We start from the raw sequence: 15643 nt of genomic DNA, 5'->3' as shown, positions 1-15643 counted from the left end.
ATTACATTAGGATACGCCATACAACGACTAAAACAGCTAACAAATAAAATAAGGGTGCAAACCAGCCCACTTGCGTTGCAATACCAATATTGATCCCAAATCCAGCCAATGCCAACCAATCGCGGCGACGGTCATTGAGCATGTCTGCACGAATCTGCTGTATCTCACGTAGTTGACTGTCCTGACGTGATCCTTGTGAGGCAAGGCTTTGTAAACCTTGGTCAAGTAGCTTTGGAATATCAGTGGTAGACAGTAGCATTTCAGGCAGTTGTTGACGTAGTTGCTGTAGATTACGCATCGGATCTAACTGCTCTTTAATCCAACTGCTCAAGATAGGTTTAGCAAGCGACCAGATATCTAGATCAGGATATAAGTCGCGACCGAGCCCCTCTACATGAACCAAGGTTTTAAGCAACAGCATCAGCTGTGGCGGGATGCTCATATGATGACGACGAGCAATGTCTAAAATCTGCATCAGCACGCCAGCAAAGTCGATATCGTTGATTGATTTTTGTAGCATAGGGCCCACGGTGCGTTTCATATCACGCATTAGAGCATGCTTATCCGCATTTGGTGGTATCCAGCCTGCACGGCTAACGATATCGACGACCGCGGTAAAGTTATTGTTCATGACTGCAAGTAGCATTCGTGCCACGATAAGTTGATCATCTTTTGACAGAGTGCCCATAATGGCACAATCAAGGCCGATATAGCGTGGCTCATGCCCCAAATCAACTGCTGCCATACCTTTGTGCAGTGTCTGCACAGGCGGCGTCTCAACGAACACATTACCCGGATGCATATCGGCGTGGAAAAAGTTATCACGAAATACTTGCGTAAAAAATATCGTTAGACCTTTTTCTGCTAGTGCTGCACGGTCATAACCCAGCTGATCGAATATCTCAACTTGTGAGATGGGCACCCCTTGGATACGCTCCATGACCATTACGTTTTTGGCAGCATCATACACTTCAGGCACATACATCAATGCCGAACCCAAGAAGTTGTTGCGCATTTGCGTGGTATTGTCAGCCTCAAGCGTCAAATCCAGCTCATTGAGCATCACTTGCCGATAGTCTTCGACGATATCAATGATATGTACGGCGCGTGCCGCCTCGATACGGGCAGATGCCCAACTTGCCAGTTCTCGTAGCAATTCAAAATCAGAAACAATCACATTACGAATATCAGGACGTACAACTTTTACGACGACTTCACGTCCGTCGTGCAAGGCGGCAGTATGGACTTGTGCAATAGAGGCTGCCGCCAGTGGCTTGATATCGAATCGCGCAAATAAGGCGTTAATAGGCTGCCCAAGACCATGTTTCGTGTGCTCAATTTGCGCGACAGCAATGTCCGCGTCGAAAGGCTTAACTTTGTCCTGCAGTTGCACCAATTGAGCGATGATCTCAGGCGGTACCAGATCGCGACGCGTTGAGAGTAGCTGGCCTAATTTGAGGAATAGCGTACCCATCTCCTCAAGCGCATATTTAATGGCATTTGGCTGGTGCTTCTTGCCCCATGCTGCCGGATGCGTACGAATCAAGCGCACTAAAGGTTGTAGCTGCGGCGCTTCTTCGACAGAAAAATGGGTATCGAGGCGATATGTGGCGGCAATACGCCAAAGCTCAAGTAAACGGGCGCGGTGGGATAGTAGCATGGGATAGGGTACTCTGGGCAAAAACGAAAATAGGGTAGGCGCTATGTTGTGTAGTAAGTATGATCAGCAAGACTAGCTGCTGATCATAGTTCAAATATGCTACTCATAAAACAAACTACTGATGAAATGAGTTGTTGAGGAAACGGGCCTGCTCTTCTTTAATAGCAGCAAGCTTGGCTTGTTCACGTTCGACATCAGCTCGCAGTTTTAAGAGTTGCTGTTTAAGGTCATTGGCTTCAGCGACTTCGACGGGGTCAGGTGTGCTGTTACCAGCGACGTCATTGGCCCAATCACTGACATCGTCAAAAGCACGTTTGGCATTGTGACGCCAAGTGCCTTTGAGTTGAGAGATAAGAAGATGTAATTGACTGGCCATTGGTTTGCCAATCAGTGGCTCAAGCTGACCTGCTACATCGGGATCAAAACCTGCCACCAGCTGTTTTAGCTGCATCAGTACTTTGTAATCGCCAGCGATTGGTAAATTACCTTCGGCGCCGCGCATCAGATTGAGCAGCTGCGCGGGATTGTCTACGGTGATGGTGCAGTCTGGCCGGCTATGCCCAAAACGTGCGCGCTCTGTACTGGCTTTTTGACGTTCGCTCATCTGGCCACTTGGCTCAAACACACTTTCAGTCATGACTGGCTCAAAACGTAGACGCTCATGAGAGAACAGGACATCTAAGTCAATATCAGGCATGCCCATATTGAGACGCAATACTTTACCTGCAAGTGGTGCCAAACCTGCTTTGGTAATCTCGTCACTAGCAATCGCAATATTAATCAGCTTTTCGGCACCAGCCAATAGTAATACAGTTAGCATAAGGCTCTCGCATCGTTAAGTGAGCGCTTGATTAGCGCATAGGATATTAAGTATTAACGTCAGTTCAATAGGGTACTGCCAGTTGTGCTCTACGCCTTGAAGCCGCGGTGAACAGCAACAATACCAGCAGTTAAATTGTGATAATCACAGTTTTCAAAGCCAGCTTGTTGCATCATTTGCTTTAGGGTCTGCTGATCAGGGTGCATGCGAATTGATTCCGCCAAGTATTGATAGCTCTCAGAATCATTAGCAATCAGCTTGCCCATGACTGGCAGGGCGGTAAACGAATACAAATCATAGGCTTTTGATAATGGCTCAAACACGGGCTTTGAGAATTCCAGAATCAACAAGCGACCGCCTGGCTTTAGCACACGGTACATGGCTTTTAGCGCTGCGTCTTTGTCTGTAACGTTACGTAGACCAAAGCTAATAGTCACTAGATCAAAGCTTTCATCATCGAATGGTGCCAATGTCTCAGCATTTGCCAATACAAAATCAACGTTATTACAGCCAGCATTGATCAGACGTTCACGGCCCACCTCTAACATAGCAGCGTTGATATCTGACAATACAACATGACCGTTTCTACCGACTTCACGGCTAAATACTTTAGCCAAGTCGCCCGTACCGCCAGCGATATCTAGTACATGTTGACCTGCACGAACGCCTGACAGGCTAATAGCATAGCGCTTCCATAGACGATGAATACCAAATGACATCAAGTCATTCATGATGTCATATTTTTTGGCAACAGACGTAAAGACATCAGCCACGCGTGCTTGTTTTTCAGCTTTATTGACGGTCTTGTACCCAAAATGCGTTGGCTCGTCACCATCAGTATCTGGCGTATGCGGATTGTTGATGTCATCGCGTTGGTTAAATAGTGCTTGCTTGATCGTTTGTGCGGTACTGTTGTTAGCGCTGCTACTCTTATTGCTGTTTGGCATAGTCGTTTGCTGGCCTTGCGGCGTTCCGGTTGGTAGATCTTGAACTTTGGTAAAGTCATTGTTGCTATCATGAGCGGCATTGCTGTTATCTGCATTAGATGCCGCTGTCTGGGCACGCAATATCTGTGCGCTTATCTGCTGATTATGAGCGATACTGTCCTCTACCAGTTTGTTTTGCAGGTGACTATTGGTAGGTATGGTATGGTCAATATGGGCACTATTATTGTTTGAAGTATCGGTCATCGTGTTTCCCTATCGTTTTTTATTAGGCTATATACAGCCTAATGTATTATAAGAGCTGATTGAACTCTAAATTATGTATTCTATGATACACCAAACCCTACTGGCTTATCGCTATTATGCACCTCATCGACGATCAGCAGTTCACGTTTGCAAAACGGCTCAATAAAGTCGCTGACACTCTTAAGAGGTTTCATCGCTTTAAAGCCTGTATCAATAAAGTCATAAAGCGGTTGATAACCGTGACGATATGCTGTGGTCTTTGCCAAACCAAACGCCTTTTTCAGCATGAATGAGTTTAGGTGTTTGTCCGTGCGATAGCATACCTCTTTTAGATTGGCAATCTGTACTCGGCGCTCCGCCTCTTCGTCCACAGCGCGGTAAGCAGCCAGCATGTTGTCTTCGTTCACTGGCAAGTCTTGATCGAGCAGCCACTGTGCTAAGTGCAAGTCTAGCTCAATGGCTAAAATTGCGGCTTGGATACCCATGCTACCAGCTTCCAACGCAGACTCTTTGGCAAGACGTTCTAGTTTTTTGGCTTTTGGCAATATACGTGCTAGCTGTTCAGCCAACACCTTGAATTCATCACCCCCATACAACTGGGTCAAAAAATAATCTGCCATTAGCTGGTTTTTTGGCTGCTCAAACAGTGCGCGATGAGTATGACGTATGCGTGCTTGCTGCCATGTTTGTACTTCTTTGAGCTTAATGCTCAATTGCTCATCCTGATGATGAGGTAGTGCCCAAAAACGGTTCAAGTGCTGTTGTAGATCAGCTAAAGCGGCCATGGCAATAAATCCTATAGAGGTAAATAATATTTTAAAATTATAAAAAGTAGGTATGTTGATTTGAGTCAGTGAGTGTTTGAGCATCTATTTTAACAAGCACTGAAAATTGTGTTCACCTTAAAAGAAAATAAATAAGAATACAAATGCCAAACTGTTACATAGCACTATTATTTACTCGATTGGCGCGGTGCTATGATTGAATGATATAAAAACAGTCGAAAAGACAATCCAAAGAACGTTTTGCTACCAAAATCCGCTGTGTACAGAAGCACTTAGCGGAAATCTTCTTAACGCATAGCTTCTTAATTAACAGCTTCTTCATGACAGGCTTCTTGGTCAAAGGGTTTGATAGTATCTGACAATAAAATGACCGAGCAATAATATAGCTACCAAAAATACAGTTACTATAAATAAAAGCGAGTCCAATCATGTCCCAAAAAAATGATACTACTGAACCTGCGGCACTACAAGCGGTGAGTGCACAATTTAGTGAGCAAGTCGTCGAGCAGCGCCTAACGCCCAATCCTTTGAGTCAGTTCTCTATGGATGAGGATGCGCTTAGACTGGCGTTAGTGACAGCGCAATATGCATTAAGAGCCACGCGTCAGCAAACCACCAACAAACCAACAGGACTCTTGGTGCTTGTCAATGGGATGGAGCAGGCAGGTAAGGGCACATCAGTTAAGCAGCTCAGACAGTGGGTTGATCCAAGACTACTCAAGGTTGAAGCAACCATTGGTCAGGCGCCACTAAGCTATCAGCCTATTTGGCAAGCCCATACGAGTGAGATGCCGCGCCATGGCGATGTGATGGTGTATTTCGGTAATTGGTATGCTGACTTGCTATACAATGTCATGCGATTGGCAGCATCGGATGATAAAAGTGATCAAGATCAGTCTACGAATGCTCAGTTAATGAGTAATAGTATCGACACAGACGCACTACCTATTGCTCAGTGGCAAGACTATCTACAGCAGCAATTAAAAGTGTTAAAAGCGTTTGAACAAGATCTTGTGGCCAATCATACTAGAGTATTGAAATGCTGGTTTCATGTTGACGCTGACACGCTGCAAAGTCGCTTAGAAGATAATGAAGCGGATCCGCAGTTTTTGTATCAAATTGACTGGAACAGTAAAAAAGTCATCGAAACATTTAATGAGGTAGCAGCGACGCTACTCGAACAGCAAGGTGATTGGATTATTATTGATGGCGACGACAAGTCTGTAGCCGCTGATAATTTCTGTCATGAAGTCCTGCATGCCATGCAAGCCTCACTGGTAAGTAGTCGCAAAAGTGATCCTAATGCTAAAAAATCTCAATCTAAGAAGAAAAAATCTCAGTCAAATGCTGAAAAAAAGCCCTTTAAGCCTGTCAAGATACCTAAGAAATTGACCGATATAGACGACTCAAAAATCAGTAAGTCTGATTACCGCGAAGCATTGGCAGAGAAGCAAGCGCGTCTTGCTGAGCTATTACGTGCGCGCAAAGGTCGCCATGTTGTCTTTGCTTTTGAGGGCATGGATGCCGCTGGAAAAGGCGGTGCGATTAAGAGGCTGGTGGCAGCACTCGATCCACGCGAGTATCAAGTTTATAATATTGGCGCACCGATGTTATACGAGACCCAGCATCCTTACTTATGGCGGTTTTGGACCAGGTTGCCTGCTGAGCAAACCAATCGTATCAGTCGTATCGCTATTTTTGATCGCACTTGGTATGGGCGCGTGTTGGTTGAGCGTATTGAAGGGTTTGCAACCAGTGACGAATGGCAGCGCGCATATGATGAAATTAATTGCTTTGAGTCAGATTTGGCAGCTGCAGGAACGTTGGTTATCAAATACTGGCTGGCTATTGACAAAAAAGAGCAGCTTAAACGTTTTGAGGATCGCCAAGACACACCGCACAAGAAATTTAAGCTGACTGATGATGACTGGCGCAACCGTGATAAATGGTCTGATTATGTGCAGTCTGCCGCGGATATGCTGGCACGCACAGACACAAAAATAGCGCCATGGTGTGTTATTGCAACCAATGAAAAACGCCAAGCACGTTTGGATGTGTTAGATCATGCGATTGAGCAGCTATCAGCAGTAGCTGAATAAAAATAACTAATTTTTAATGATTAGGTTTCACTATTAGAGTTTTGATGTTTTGGTTTTCATAACTTGGCTTCAATGTCTGCGCTTTAATGTCTGCGCTTTAATGTCTGGACTTTAATAGTTAGGCCTGTGATGGTCATGGTTTGAATAGTGATTTTTGACAGTGGTTTATACTGACAGCTCGCTGTTGATAGCGCCTACAAGTTGCCTATTAATAGGCTAATGGAACAAAACATACTCAATTCAATCTGTCATCGAGAAAGAGTGACATCAAACGTACACATTCCCAGTTACAAATCTTGCAATATCATTATGCATTATGTGATTATATTTAATATAATAGGGGCAAAATTGCCTCTGTTATGTCATAAAGTCTCCTAGTAAACGAATATTTTATGATTAGGGCAGAGATTCAACCAATATTACTGCCGTACTAGAGATAAATAAAAACAGTACCACTATCAGAGTTGTAAGCCGCGAGATGCTGTAATCGAATGATTGAGCACTATACCTTGCGGCTTTGTGATATATGGAGTGATGTGTTTTTGGTAGGGAGTATTTCTTGTTGACCTACTATTATCGACCTAAATCAGACGTGCAAAAGCAACGATAGATTTAGGATTACGGCAGCAATAGCATGTTAAAAGTTCATTATTTTAAGTTCACTGTTTAGAAAACACATTGCGCACATATCAAGCAGTCGAAATGCAGATTAGCATCATCTGCTTAAATGCTACGCAATGTCCTAATCGCATATAATTTCAATCAGCTTACGCAGGACGTATCAACGTATGGGTATTAGCAGCAGTTCTACAGAGCCAACTCAACCAGTCGGCTCTATGAAAGTAAATCTATTTTTCGCCATTTTATTAATTGCGATGACCGTCTACTTTTTGTGGTGGGGTTTAGATTACACCATGCGTCAGCAAACGACGCTGTTCATTGTGGCAACCGCGTTTGGTGTCTTTATGGCATTCAACATTGGTGGTAACGATGTTGCCAACTCCTTCGGTACTTCGGTAGGGGCAGGAACGCTAACAATTCCCCAAGCGCTAGGGGTAGCCGCGATATTTGAGGTTTCTGGTGCGGTATTGGCAGGTGGTGAGGTTACCGATACCATTCGTAAAGGTATCGTTGACTTGGATGGTCTGACAGTCACGCCCAACCAGTTTATCTATGTCATGCTCTCAGCACTGATCGCTGCTGCATTTTGGCTGCTATTTGCCACACGCAGAGGGCTACCAGTATCGACGACTCATTCTATTATCGGCGGTGTCATTGGTAGTTCTATCGTTCTAGGATTTGATTTGGGCGGTAGCGCGACAGCACTATCTACCGTCGATTGGGGTACGGTTGGTACCATCGCTATTTCTTGGGTTCTATCACCGCTGCTAGGTGGTGTATTAGCGTATATCCTATATGGTCTCATTAAGAAAAATATCATTGCGTACAATGATCAAACAGAAGCCCATATTGGCGAGCTAAAAGCCAATAAAAAGGTATTAAAACAAAATCATAAAGAGTTTTTGGATGGTTTGACAGAGTCAGAACAGCTGGCTTATACCTCAGCGATGTTACGTGATCAAGAAATCTATAAAGATGATGATTGTGTCGTCACAGATTTGGAAACCGATTACTACAAAGAGCTTTATGAAATCGAAAACGAGCGTAGTAATCTTGATACGCTAAAAGCGCTTAAGCAATGGGTGCCTATTATTGCTGCATTGGGCGGCGCAGTCATGACTTCTTTGGTCGTGTTTAAAGGTCTTAAAAACGTTAATAGTAATCTGACCACGCTGCAGGGTTTCTTGATCATGGGTATGATCGCAGCCTTAGTTTGGCTAGCGACCTTTATCTACACCAAGAGTATTCGCGGTAAGCACAAAGAAGATCTGACCAAGGCTACTTTTATTATGTTCAGCTGGATGCAGGTATTTACCGCATCAGCCTTTGCCTTTAGTCATGGTTCAAACGATATCGCTAATGCGGTTGGTCCTTTTGCTGCCATCATGGACGTTATCCGTACCAATGAGATTGCCTCACAAGCAGCAGTACCGCCAGCTGTTATGCTGACTTTTGGTGTTGCGTTGATCGTAGGTCTTTGGTTCATCGGTAAAGAAGTGATTCAAACGGTTGGTACTAATCTAGCAAAAATGCATCCTGCGTCAGGATTCTCAGCAGAGCTTGCTGCTGCTGCGGTTGTTATGGGTGCATCAACATTAGGTCTACCGGTATCTAGTACGCATACTTTGGTAGGTGCTGTACTTGGTATTGGTATCGTCAATAGAGACACTAATTGGGCGCTAATGAAGCCAATTGGTCTTGCATGGGTAATCACCTTGCCAGTTGCTGCTGGACTATCAGCGATCAGCTATATTGTTTTGAAAAATATCTTTTAGTATGTGCTTTGTCGCGATATTTAGATTGCGACCATACTAATAACAACAAAAAACGCTTATTAGTTTTATGCTAATAAGCGTTTTTTTATTTGTTTACTAACTGTATGTTTAATCGGTACCGAACTGTTGGCGTTTTTTTGCAAAAAACCGATCCAGTCTATCCATCGCGTTTTCTAAGTCGTGCAGGTTAGGTAAAAATACCAAGCGGAAATGATCCGGTTTGTCCCAATTAAACCCTGTTCCTTGCACCATCAATACGTTTTCTTCGACAAGTAAGTCCATCATAAAGTTCATGTCGTCGTCGATAGGGTAGATCTCTGGATCCATTTTTGGAAAACAATAAAATGCGCCTTGGGGCATGGTGCAAGAAATGCCTTTAATTGCGTTAAGACGTGAGACCGCCATTTCGCGCTGCTTATATAGGCGACCTTTTTCAGAGGTTAGCTCTTGCATACTTTGGTGACCACCCATAGCGGTTTGAATAGCGTATTGTCCCTGAACATTAGAACAAAGGCGCATAGAGGCTAACATATCCAAGCCTTCAATGAAGTCAGTAGCGTGCTGCTTGCGACCAGATACCATCATCCAGCCTGAGCGAAACCCTGCAATACGGTGTGATTTTGACAAGCCATTGTATGAGAGCACCAGTACTTCGTCAGTTAAGGTGCTCATAGGGGTGTGCACGTGATCATCATAAAGAATACGATCATAAATCTCATCTGCCATGATGATCAAGTTGTACTCTTTGGCAACCTCAATAATCTGTTTTAGGAGCTCATCGCTATAAAGAGAACCTGTTGGGTTATTGGGGTTGATAACCACGATGCCTTTTGTTTTGCTGGTAATTTTAGATTTGATATCTTCAATATCAGGGTGCCAGTTGTCTTCTTCGTTACAGCGATAGTGTACAGCGGTGCCACCAGCGAGGTTAGCAGCCGCTGTCCAAAGCGGATAGTCTGGCATCGGAATCAGTACCTCATCGCCATCATTCATCAGCGCCTGCATGGTCATCACAATCAGCTCAGAGACCCCGTTACCTAGATAAACGTCACGCACATCCACTGCTGACAGCAGACCTTTAGATTGGTAGTACTGTAAGATGGCTTTGCGCGCTGAAAAAATACCTTGCGAATCTGAGTAGCCAGTAGCTTCAGATAGGTTCATGGCAACATCACGCAAAATTTCATGGGGCGCTTCTAAACCAAACGGAGCTGGATTACCGACATTAAGCTTCAATATGCGCTTGCCTTCAGCCTCCATTTTATTGGCAGTCTGTAATAGTGGGCCACGAATGTCGTAGCAGACGTTCTGCAGTTTGTCAGATTTTTTGATGGTGTTCATAGCGTGACCGTTCGTCGAATGAGTGTGTGTGTGTTTGCCAGTATGAGAAGACATAGCAGGTTGAATAGTGTCTGTTTTGGTATTTATTTGATTATGTGACGTCGCATTTATGTCAGTAGCTATTTCAGTAGCTATGTCGGCATCTGTATCTTGCGTAATCTGTTTTGTAGGTGCAGTTAATTCATTGTTGTCAGTGCCTTCGCCCTTTAGCTCTCCGCGTAGCAGGTAGCCTTCGCTACACCCCAAAATACGGGCGAGTGTGGGCAGCTTTGATGAGACGATGCCATTGGTGCCACGTTCCCAGTTTGAGATAGCGCCGCGACTGACCTTGGCACCAGCAGCTGTCATGGCTTGTGCCAATTGTTCAGCGGTGAACCCTTTGTCATGTCGCAACTGGACCAACCGTTCTGCTTGCGTGCTTCTATTCTTATCATCAGACATTGTTGTTGGAACCTTCATTGATTAGTAAACTCATAACCTGAGATACGTGTTTTTACTTAATACTAATGCAAGATATTATTGCATTCAAAAGTGTTTTGCAAATAGTTTTAAACAAATAATCTTATATGCAAGTTATACTTGCATTAGCTATAAACAACTCTTCGATTAGGAATGTTTGTATATCAATAATAGGCGTTGGGCGTATCAAAATTACATCTTTACCCATTATTATGTAGAGGTAATTTGCTATATTTTGCTTAATCAATCTCATTAGCAATGCTACGTATCTCGTAATATTAGCAGCACTCCCTTTGTTTATACCTTGAATAGTGAGGCAATAACCAACAGATAGGGCACATCGTTTTCATAATTATATGGCGATAAAACAGTTATCGAGATTAGACAATAAATACTCGAATAAGGATAAATTATGCAAGATAATCAATTAAGCAAAGAAGAGATCAGCCAATTGACTGAAGCTGACTGGAAAGAGCGTCTAAGTGCTGATGAATACCACGTGATGCGTGAGAAAGGTACGGAGCGTCCATTCACAGGTGTGTACAACGATGCAACTGATGATGGCGTCTATCGCTGTAAGGGCTGCGGTGCTAGCTTGTTTGATTCAAGCAGCAAGTTTGATGCTAGCTGCGGCTGGCCAAGTTTTGATCAAGGTATCGACAACAGCGCGATTGACGAGCACGTTGACAACTCGCTTGGCATGACTCGCACAGAAGTCACCTGCAGCAACTGTGGTGCCCATTTGGGTCACGTATTCCCAGATGGACCTACTGAGACGACAGGTATGCGCTACTGCATCAACTCAGTATCTATTGATTTAGATAAGTCTGAGAAGTAGGGTTTTATTATTAGCAGTGTGAGAAGGAAGTACAGAGTGCTTCCTTTTTAATATTTTCTACTGTTCATATCATTACGAAGATAAAGCTTTTAAACCAACACTAGAAATAACCAAACCTCAATTTAAGGATGAATAATGAGTACTATTTATGATTTTACCGCTGAGCGTATGGACGGTAGCTCGCAAGCATTCTCTGATTATAAAGATAACGTATTGCTAATCGTCAATACGGCAAGCAAATGTGGTTTTACGCCGCAGTTCGAAGGGTTGGAATCGTTATATCAACAGTACAAGGATCAAGGGCTGGTGGTTGTCGGCTTTCCTTGTAATCAATTTGGTAGCCAAGACCCAGGCAGTAATGACGAAATTGGCGCGTTTTGCCAAAAGAACTATGGTGTCAGTTTTCCTATGATGGCAAAAACCGATGTCAACGGATCAGACGCTCATCCTATCTACGAATGGCTCAAGGATCAGAAAGGTGGTGTGCTGACCGACGGTATTAAATGGAACTTCACGAAGTTTTTGGTCGATAGTAAAGGACAGGTTATTGACCGCTATGCTCCAACAACTAAGCCAGAAGCAATCAAAAGTGATATTGAGCAGGCACTAGCGAATAAATAAATGGCATCTACCAAAAACTTTGATTTTTTGGAAAAATATAAAATCAACAAAAACATATGCTTGCTAAATATTTGGATAAAAAAGTCAAAAATATCTCAAAAAGTAGAAAATAGCGTTTGACACCCATGTGTAAATCTATATAATACACACCCACAGCAGCAGAGCTTAGTGACAAACTTAGGGCTCAGTTGATGTTGAATAAATTGCATTGCAATTGTTCGAAGGGTGATTAGCTCAGTTGGTAGAGCGTCTGCCTTACACGCAGAATGTCGGCGGTTCGAATCCGTCATCACCCACCACTTCTTAGCAAGTGGGCTCCTTAAATAGGAGCAAAAAGCTAAGACGACCTAAGCAGCGGTAGTTCAGTTGGTTAGAATACCGGCCTGTCACGCCGGGGGTCGCGGGTTCGAGTCCCGTCCGCTGCGCCATATTTAAAACGAATTTAGACTTTCGGGTTTAAGCAAGTTTCGCCTCAAACAATCTAATTGTTTGAGGTTTTTTTGTGTCTGTGTTTTTATCTATATTTTATGAGTTATAAGTCAGATAAGAAAATATAGTAAGAGTTAGAATCTAAAGTTATGATTTATATGTAGTTAAGTCATATCAATTAAAAGTTGGCTAAAACGTGAACCCTTCTTTTACTCAATATAAGACTGATATAAAAGAAGGGTCGTCATATTTATTTTAGATACAGCGTCTTAAAGGAGCTTTGCTTAAAGTGTATTATCTATAATTTGTGATGCGTTTGGCTCATTGTAGGCTTTAGCTACGGATAGCGGGTTAGTCATACGCTGCTTGCCATGCGCCCATTGATCCTAGATAGATATCAATATGCTCAAAACCTCGACTAGCGAGCCATCCTGCTGCTATCGTTGCTCGAGCGCCGCTGGCACACATCAATGTATAGTGGCGACTCTGGTCGAGCTCACGCCAACGCTCGTTCAGGTGACCAACATAGATATGCTGTGAGCCTTCAATCGCACTATCGTTTCTCTCGTCGATATCGCGCACATCTAGCAAGGTCCAGTTCTGAGCATTGTCCAGACGATCTTTTACTTCAGAGGTGTCAATCATAGGGGTTCGCTGCATCCGCGCGCCTTGCGCAGCAGCTGGCACGACACCCACATAGCCCCCGACAATATTATCAAAAGCAATACGTACCAGATGCTCCATTGCAGTCGCTAGTTGCTCTTCATCAGAAGCAATCAGTGCCAAGCTTTGTCCTTCCTCAATAAACCACCCAGCAAATGCAGGTAGCATATTGACAGGTAAGCTCATCGATCCAGGCAAGTGTCCGGATGCATAGGCCATTGGCTCACGAATATCGATGAGATGATCCGCATTGCAGTCATGCAGCTGCTTTAGCGAGAGGTTACACGGACGCATAACAGTAGGAGGCGCCTCACCGCCCTCCATGTTGAGACGCTCCATCAACCTAAAGTAGGGTGGTTGATAATGGTTTTCGTTGGTCTTAAAGTCAATAAATGCTTCTCGATCAGTAATCTGCAAGCGCGGGTTGTTTATTCGTTCATGACCAACAGTAGAAAACTCACGCTCCGCCATACCTGAGCCACATACTGAGCCAGCACCGTGAGCGGGATAAATAATGGCCTGATCTCCAAGTGCTAGAATGTCTTGCAACGAGTCATAAAGTAGACCTGCCACTTCCCTGCGACGATCGGGATAGAAGTCGGTACGGCCCACATCACCGACGAATAGTGCATCGCCTGTAAAGACTCCGACGGCTTTGTCTGGATATGCGGTATCAAACAGGGCATAAGCCAGATGATCATCGGTATGGCCAGGAGTCTCTAGAGTACGGATTTCGAGTTGACCGATGGCAAAGCAGTCACCATTACGTGCTGTCTGAGCGTAGACAACGGGTTGTTCTGGGTTTGGTCCGTGCAAGACGATAGCCCCTGTCAAGGCTGCTAAAATAGGGGCGCCAGAGACCAAATCCTCATTACGATGCGTCTCAAAAATATGTGTGATTTCAAGCCCTGCTGCACGCGTTTTTTCTATATACATCGCGCAGTCACGACGCGGATCAATCACCGCTGCCTTACCACCAGAGCCTACCAAATAGGATAGGTGAGACAGCCCAGGTGTTTTAATTTTTTCTAATAGCATGGTTTTTTCCTTATTATAATTATTTCAAATGAGATTTTTGCCAGTAGCATCTTACTAGTTACATTGATTTGTCTGATTGAATTTTTATTCACTGAGATTCTCTGAATATCTATCAATATACAATAACATATATTAACTTTATATTTATATAGGTGTTCATCCAATAAGTAGCGATTCTTTGGATCGATATTTAGCGTCTCATTTATGCTGTTTTCAGGTCTAAATATTCTATAGGTGAAATAAAGCTCTTAAACGGTAGATAGTGAGGTTAAAAATAGACGTCTTAATTAATAGGTTTTCTACAGTAGCTTGTTGACAGAGGTGCTGGCCAATTGATATATCTATGACTCAAATACATGCAAGTAAAGGATAAATTTTGAGTGACCATAAGGCGTTAGATGTTGATGTTGGGCAAGAGCATATTGTCATACAGCGACGATATGACGCTTTGGGTGCAGTGAATGATTTACTCATTGCTGTTTGGTTTTTGATTGGTAGCTTTTTCTTTTTGAAAGAATCGTTGACGACGGACGGTACATGGCTATTCATCCTTGGCAGCGCACAACTACTTATCAAACCGCTAATTAAGCTAATTAGCTTGATTCATGTTGGTAGGATATTTAAACGCGCAAAAAAATAATAAGTTGCCAAGGTAGGTAATACTATATCAAGCCGTAGCATCAAATTATTTCCTATCCAGTCTTACTTCTGAAACTGATAATTGCTAATGCTTGTGGTGCATTACTAAGGTGCGTTGGTTTGATTTATCATGCCATGATGAATAATGCCTGATGCCTCTAAGAAATGAAAACCTCGTTCAAAAAACATTGAACTATTTTTAATATGTCTGTATTATTGGACATATGGAAATAACTAATGCTATTGCAAGCTTTGCTGCGCTCTCTCAAGATACTCGATTAAAGGCTTTTAAGCTGCTGGTCAGCCACGAGCCTGAAGGTCTCCCTGCGGGCGAAATAGCCCGTCAGCTTGGTGTGCCGCACAATACGATGTCAGCTCATCTAGCGGTGCTAGCACGAGCAGGCTGGGTAGTCTCTCAACGACACAGTCGGCAAATCATTTATCGAGCATCACTCTCCCATATGGACAGCGTCATTCAATTCTTACTCCAAGACTGCTGTGCAGGGCATCCAGAGCTATGTGCCTCACTTATGGATAGTTTGAGTGGCTGCCGAGTGGCTGCGTCTGTCGAACAAAGCCGTCATTAAACCGATTATCAATTCAATAACGACCCTCACTTAAACGCCTCTCACTTAAACGACAGTCACTTAATAGGTAATATCACT

12 protein-coding genes and 2 tRNA genes are annotated in these 15643 nt (G+C 43.6%); 8 read left to right on the top strand and 6 right to left on the bottom strand.

Features of this window, described 5'->3' with window-relative positions; genetic code table 11:
• Nucleotide 1: 1 nt before the first annotated feature.
• The 4 genes from AC5JPT_RS05275 to AC5JPT_RS05260 form a co-directional block, all read right to left on the bottom strand.
• The gene (locus tag AC5JPT_RS05275; RefSeq protein ID WP_493857365.1) at nt 2-1660 is read right to left on the bottom strand and encodes an ABC1 kinase family protein; all 1659 of its coding nucleotides are present in this window, start codon (nt 1658-1660) and stop codon (nt 2-4) included.
• A gap of 115 nt (nt 1661-1775) precedes the next feature.
• Complete coding sequence (locus tag AC5JPT_RS05270) at nt 1776-2480, bottom strand: ubiquinone biosynthesis accessory factor UbiJ (protein WP_493842832.1); 705 nt, start codon at nt 2478-2480, stop codon at nt 1776-1778.
• A gap of 89 nt (nt 2481-2569) precedes the next feature.
• Nucleotides 2570-3670, bottom strand: a complete 1101-nt coding sequence (gene ubiE, locus AC5JPT_RS05265) for a bifunctional demethylmenaquinone methyltransferase/2-methoxy-6-polyprenyl-1,4-benzoquinol methylase UbiE (protein ID WP_493857364.1) — start codon at nt 3668-3670, stop codon at nt 2570-2572.
• 80 nt (nt 3671-3750) lie between these two features.
• Nucleotides 3751-4455 carry an FFLEELY motif protein gene (locus tag AC5JPT_RS05260; protein WP_493857363.1) on the bottom strand — a complete coding sequence of 235 codons (705 nt, stop codon included), beginning with the start codon at nt 4453-4455 and terminating at the stop codon, nt 3751-3753.
• A 428-nt stretch (nt 4456-4883) separates the two neighbouring features.
• On the opposite strand from AC5JPT_RS05260, the gene AC5JPT_RS05255 reads away from it, so the two are divergent.
• Both AC5JPT_RS05255 and AC5JPT_RS05250 read left to right on the top strand, forming a co-directional pair.
• Nucleotides 4884-6554, top strand: a complete 1671-nt coding sequence (locus AC5JPT_RS05255; protein ID WP_493857362.1) for an ATPase — start codon at nt 4884-4886, stop codon at nt 6552-6554.
• 788 nt (nt 6555-7342) lie between these two features.
• Nucleotides 7343-8950, top strand: coding sequence for an inorganic phosphate transporter (locus tag AC5JPT_RS05250; RefSeq protein ID WP_493857361.1), 1608 nt, complete (start codon nt 7343-7345; stop codon nt 8948-8950).
• A 108-nt stretch (nt 8951-9058) separates the two neighbouring features.
• On the opposite strand, the gene AC5JPT_RS05245 is transcribed toward AC5JPT_RS05250, so the two are convergent.
• A complete protein-coding gene (locus tag AC5JPT_RS05245) occupies nt 9059-10732 on the bottom strand; it encodes an aminotransferase class I/II-fold pyridoxal phosphate-dependent enzyme (protein ID WP_493857360.1) in 1674 nt (557 codons plus the stop codon).
• Nucleotides 10733-11162: 430 nt separating this feature from the next.
• Here AC5JPT_RS05245 and msrB point away from each other — a divergent pair, with 430 nt between their 5' ends.
• The 4 genes from msrB to AC5JPT_RS05225 all read left to right on the top strand — a co-directional run bounded on the left by msrB (nt 11163) and on the right by AC5JPT_RS05225 (nt 12637).
• Nucleotides 11163-11588: a peptide-methionine (R)-S-oxide reductase MsrB gene (gene msrB / locus AC5JPT_RS05240; protein ID WP_319050608.1), complete on the top strand. Its 426-nt coding sequence runs from the start codon at nt 11163-11165 to the stop codon at nt 11586-11588.
• 135 nt (nt 11589-11723) lie between these two features.
• A complete protein-coding gene (locus AC5JPT_RS05235; protein ID WP_443526142.1) occupies nt 11724-12209 on the top strand; it encodes a glutathione peroxidase in 486 nt (161 codons plus the stop codon).
• A gap of 223 nt (nt 12210-12432) precedes the next feature.
• Nucleotides 12433-12508, top strand: a tRNA-Val gene (locus AC5JPT_RS05230).
• Nucleotides 12509-12560: 52 nt separating this feature from the next.
• Nucleotides 12561-12637 (top strand) — tRNA-Asp (locus AC5JPT_RS05225).
• Nucleotides 12638-12989: 352 nt separating this feature from the next.
• Here AC5JPT_RS05225 and AC5JPT_RS05220 read toward each other — a convergent pair.
• On the bottom strand, nt 12990-14339 hold the full coding sequence (locus AC5JPT_RS05220; RefSeq protein ID WP_493857359.1) for an MBL fold metallo-hydrolase: 1350 nt from the start codon (nt 14337-14339) through the stop codon (nt 12990-12992).
• A gap of 376 nt (nt 14340-14715) precedes the next feature.
• Between AC5JPT_RS05220 and AC5JPT_RS05215 the strand changes: the two genes are divergently transcribed.
• A complete protein-coding gene (locus tag AC5JPT_RS05215; RefSeq protein WP_493857358.1) occupies nt 14716-14979 on the top strand; it encodes a YrhK family protein in 264 nt (87 codons plus the stop codon).
• 223 nt (nt 14980-15202) lie between these two features.
• Nucleotides 15203-15565 (top strand): ArsR/SmtB family transcription factor, encoded by a 363-nt coding sequence (locus tag AC5JPT_RS05210; RefSeq protein ID WP_493857357.1) that lies wholly within the window; start codon nt 15203-15205, stop codon nt 15563-15565.
• The last annotated feature ends 78 nt before the right edge of the window (nt 15566-15643 follow it).

Source organism: Psychrobacter sp. H26, assembly GCF_059073035.1.
The sequence above is the reverse complement of the archived record's forward strand: the minus strand, read 5'-3'. Positions and strand labels throughout refer to the sequence as shown.

Excerpts from the sequence above, each read along its gene's own strand:
- AC5JPT_RS05210 (WP_493857357.1), top strand. The coding sequence starts at position 15,203 with ATGGAAATAACTAATGCTATTGCAAGCTTTGCTGCGCTCTCTCAAGAT.
- AC5JPT_RS05250 (WP_493857361.1), top strand. The coding sequence starts at position 7,343 with ATGGGTATTAGCAGCAGTTCTACAGAGCCAACTCAACCAGTCGGCTCT.
- AC5JPT_RS05220 (WP_493857359.1), bottom strand. The coding sequence starts at position 14,339 with ATGCTATTAGAAAAAATTAAAACACCTGGGCTGTCTCACCTATCCTAT.
- msrB (WP_319050608.1), top strand. The coding sequence starts at position 11,163 with ATGCAAGATAATCAATTAAGCAAAGAAGAGATCAGCCAATTGACTGAA.
- AC5JPT_RS05255 (WP_493857362.1), top strand. The coding sequence starts at position 4,884 with ATGTCCCAAAAAAATGATACTACTGAACCTGCGGCACTACAAGCGGTG.
- AC5JPT_RS05270 (WP_493842832.1), bottom strand. The coding sequence starts at position 2,480 with ATGCTAACTGTATTACTATTGGCTGGTGCCGAAAAGCTGATTAATATT.
- ubiE (WP_493857364.1), bottom strand. The coding sequence starts at position 3,670 with ATGACCGATACTTCAAACAATAATAGTGCCCATATTGACCATACCATA.
- AC5JPT_RS05275 (WP_493857365.1), bottom strand. The coding sequence starts at position 1,660 with ATGCTACTATCCCACCGCGCCCGTTTACTTGAGCTTTGGCGTATTGCC.
- AC5JPT_RS05235 (WP_443526142.1), top strand. The coding sequence starts at position 11,724 with ATGAGTACTATTTATGATTTTACCGCTGAGCGTATGGACGGTAGCTCG.
- AC5JPT_RS05245 (WP_493857360.1), bottom strand. The coding sequence starts at position 10,732 with ATGTCTGATGATAAGAATAGAAGCACGCAAGCAGAACGGTTGGTCCAG.
- AC5JPT_RS05260 (WP_493857363.1), bottom strand. The coding sequence starts at position 4,455 with ATGGCCGCTTTAGCTGATCTACAACAGCACTTGAACCGTTTTTGGGCA.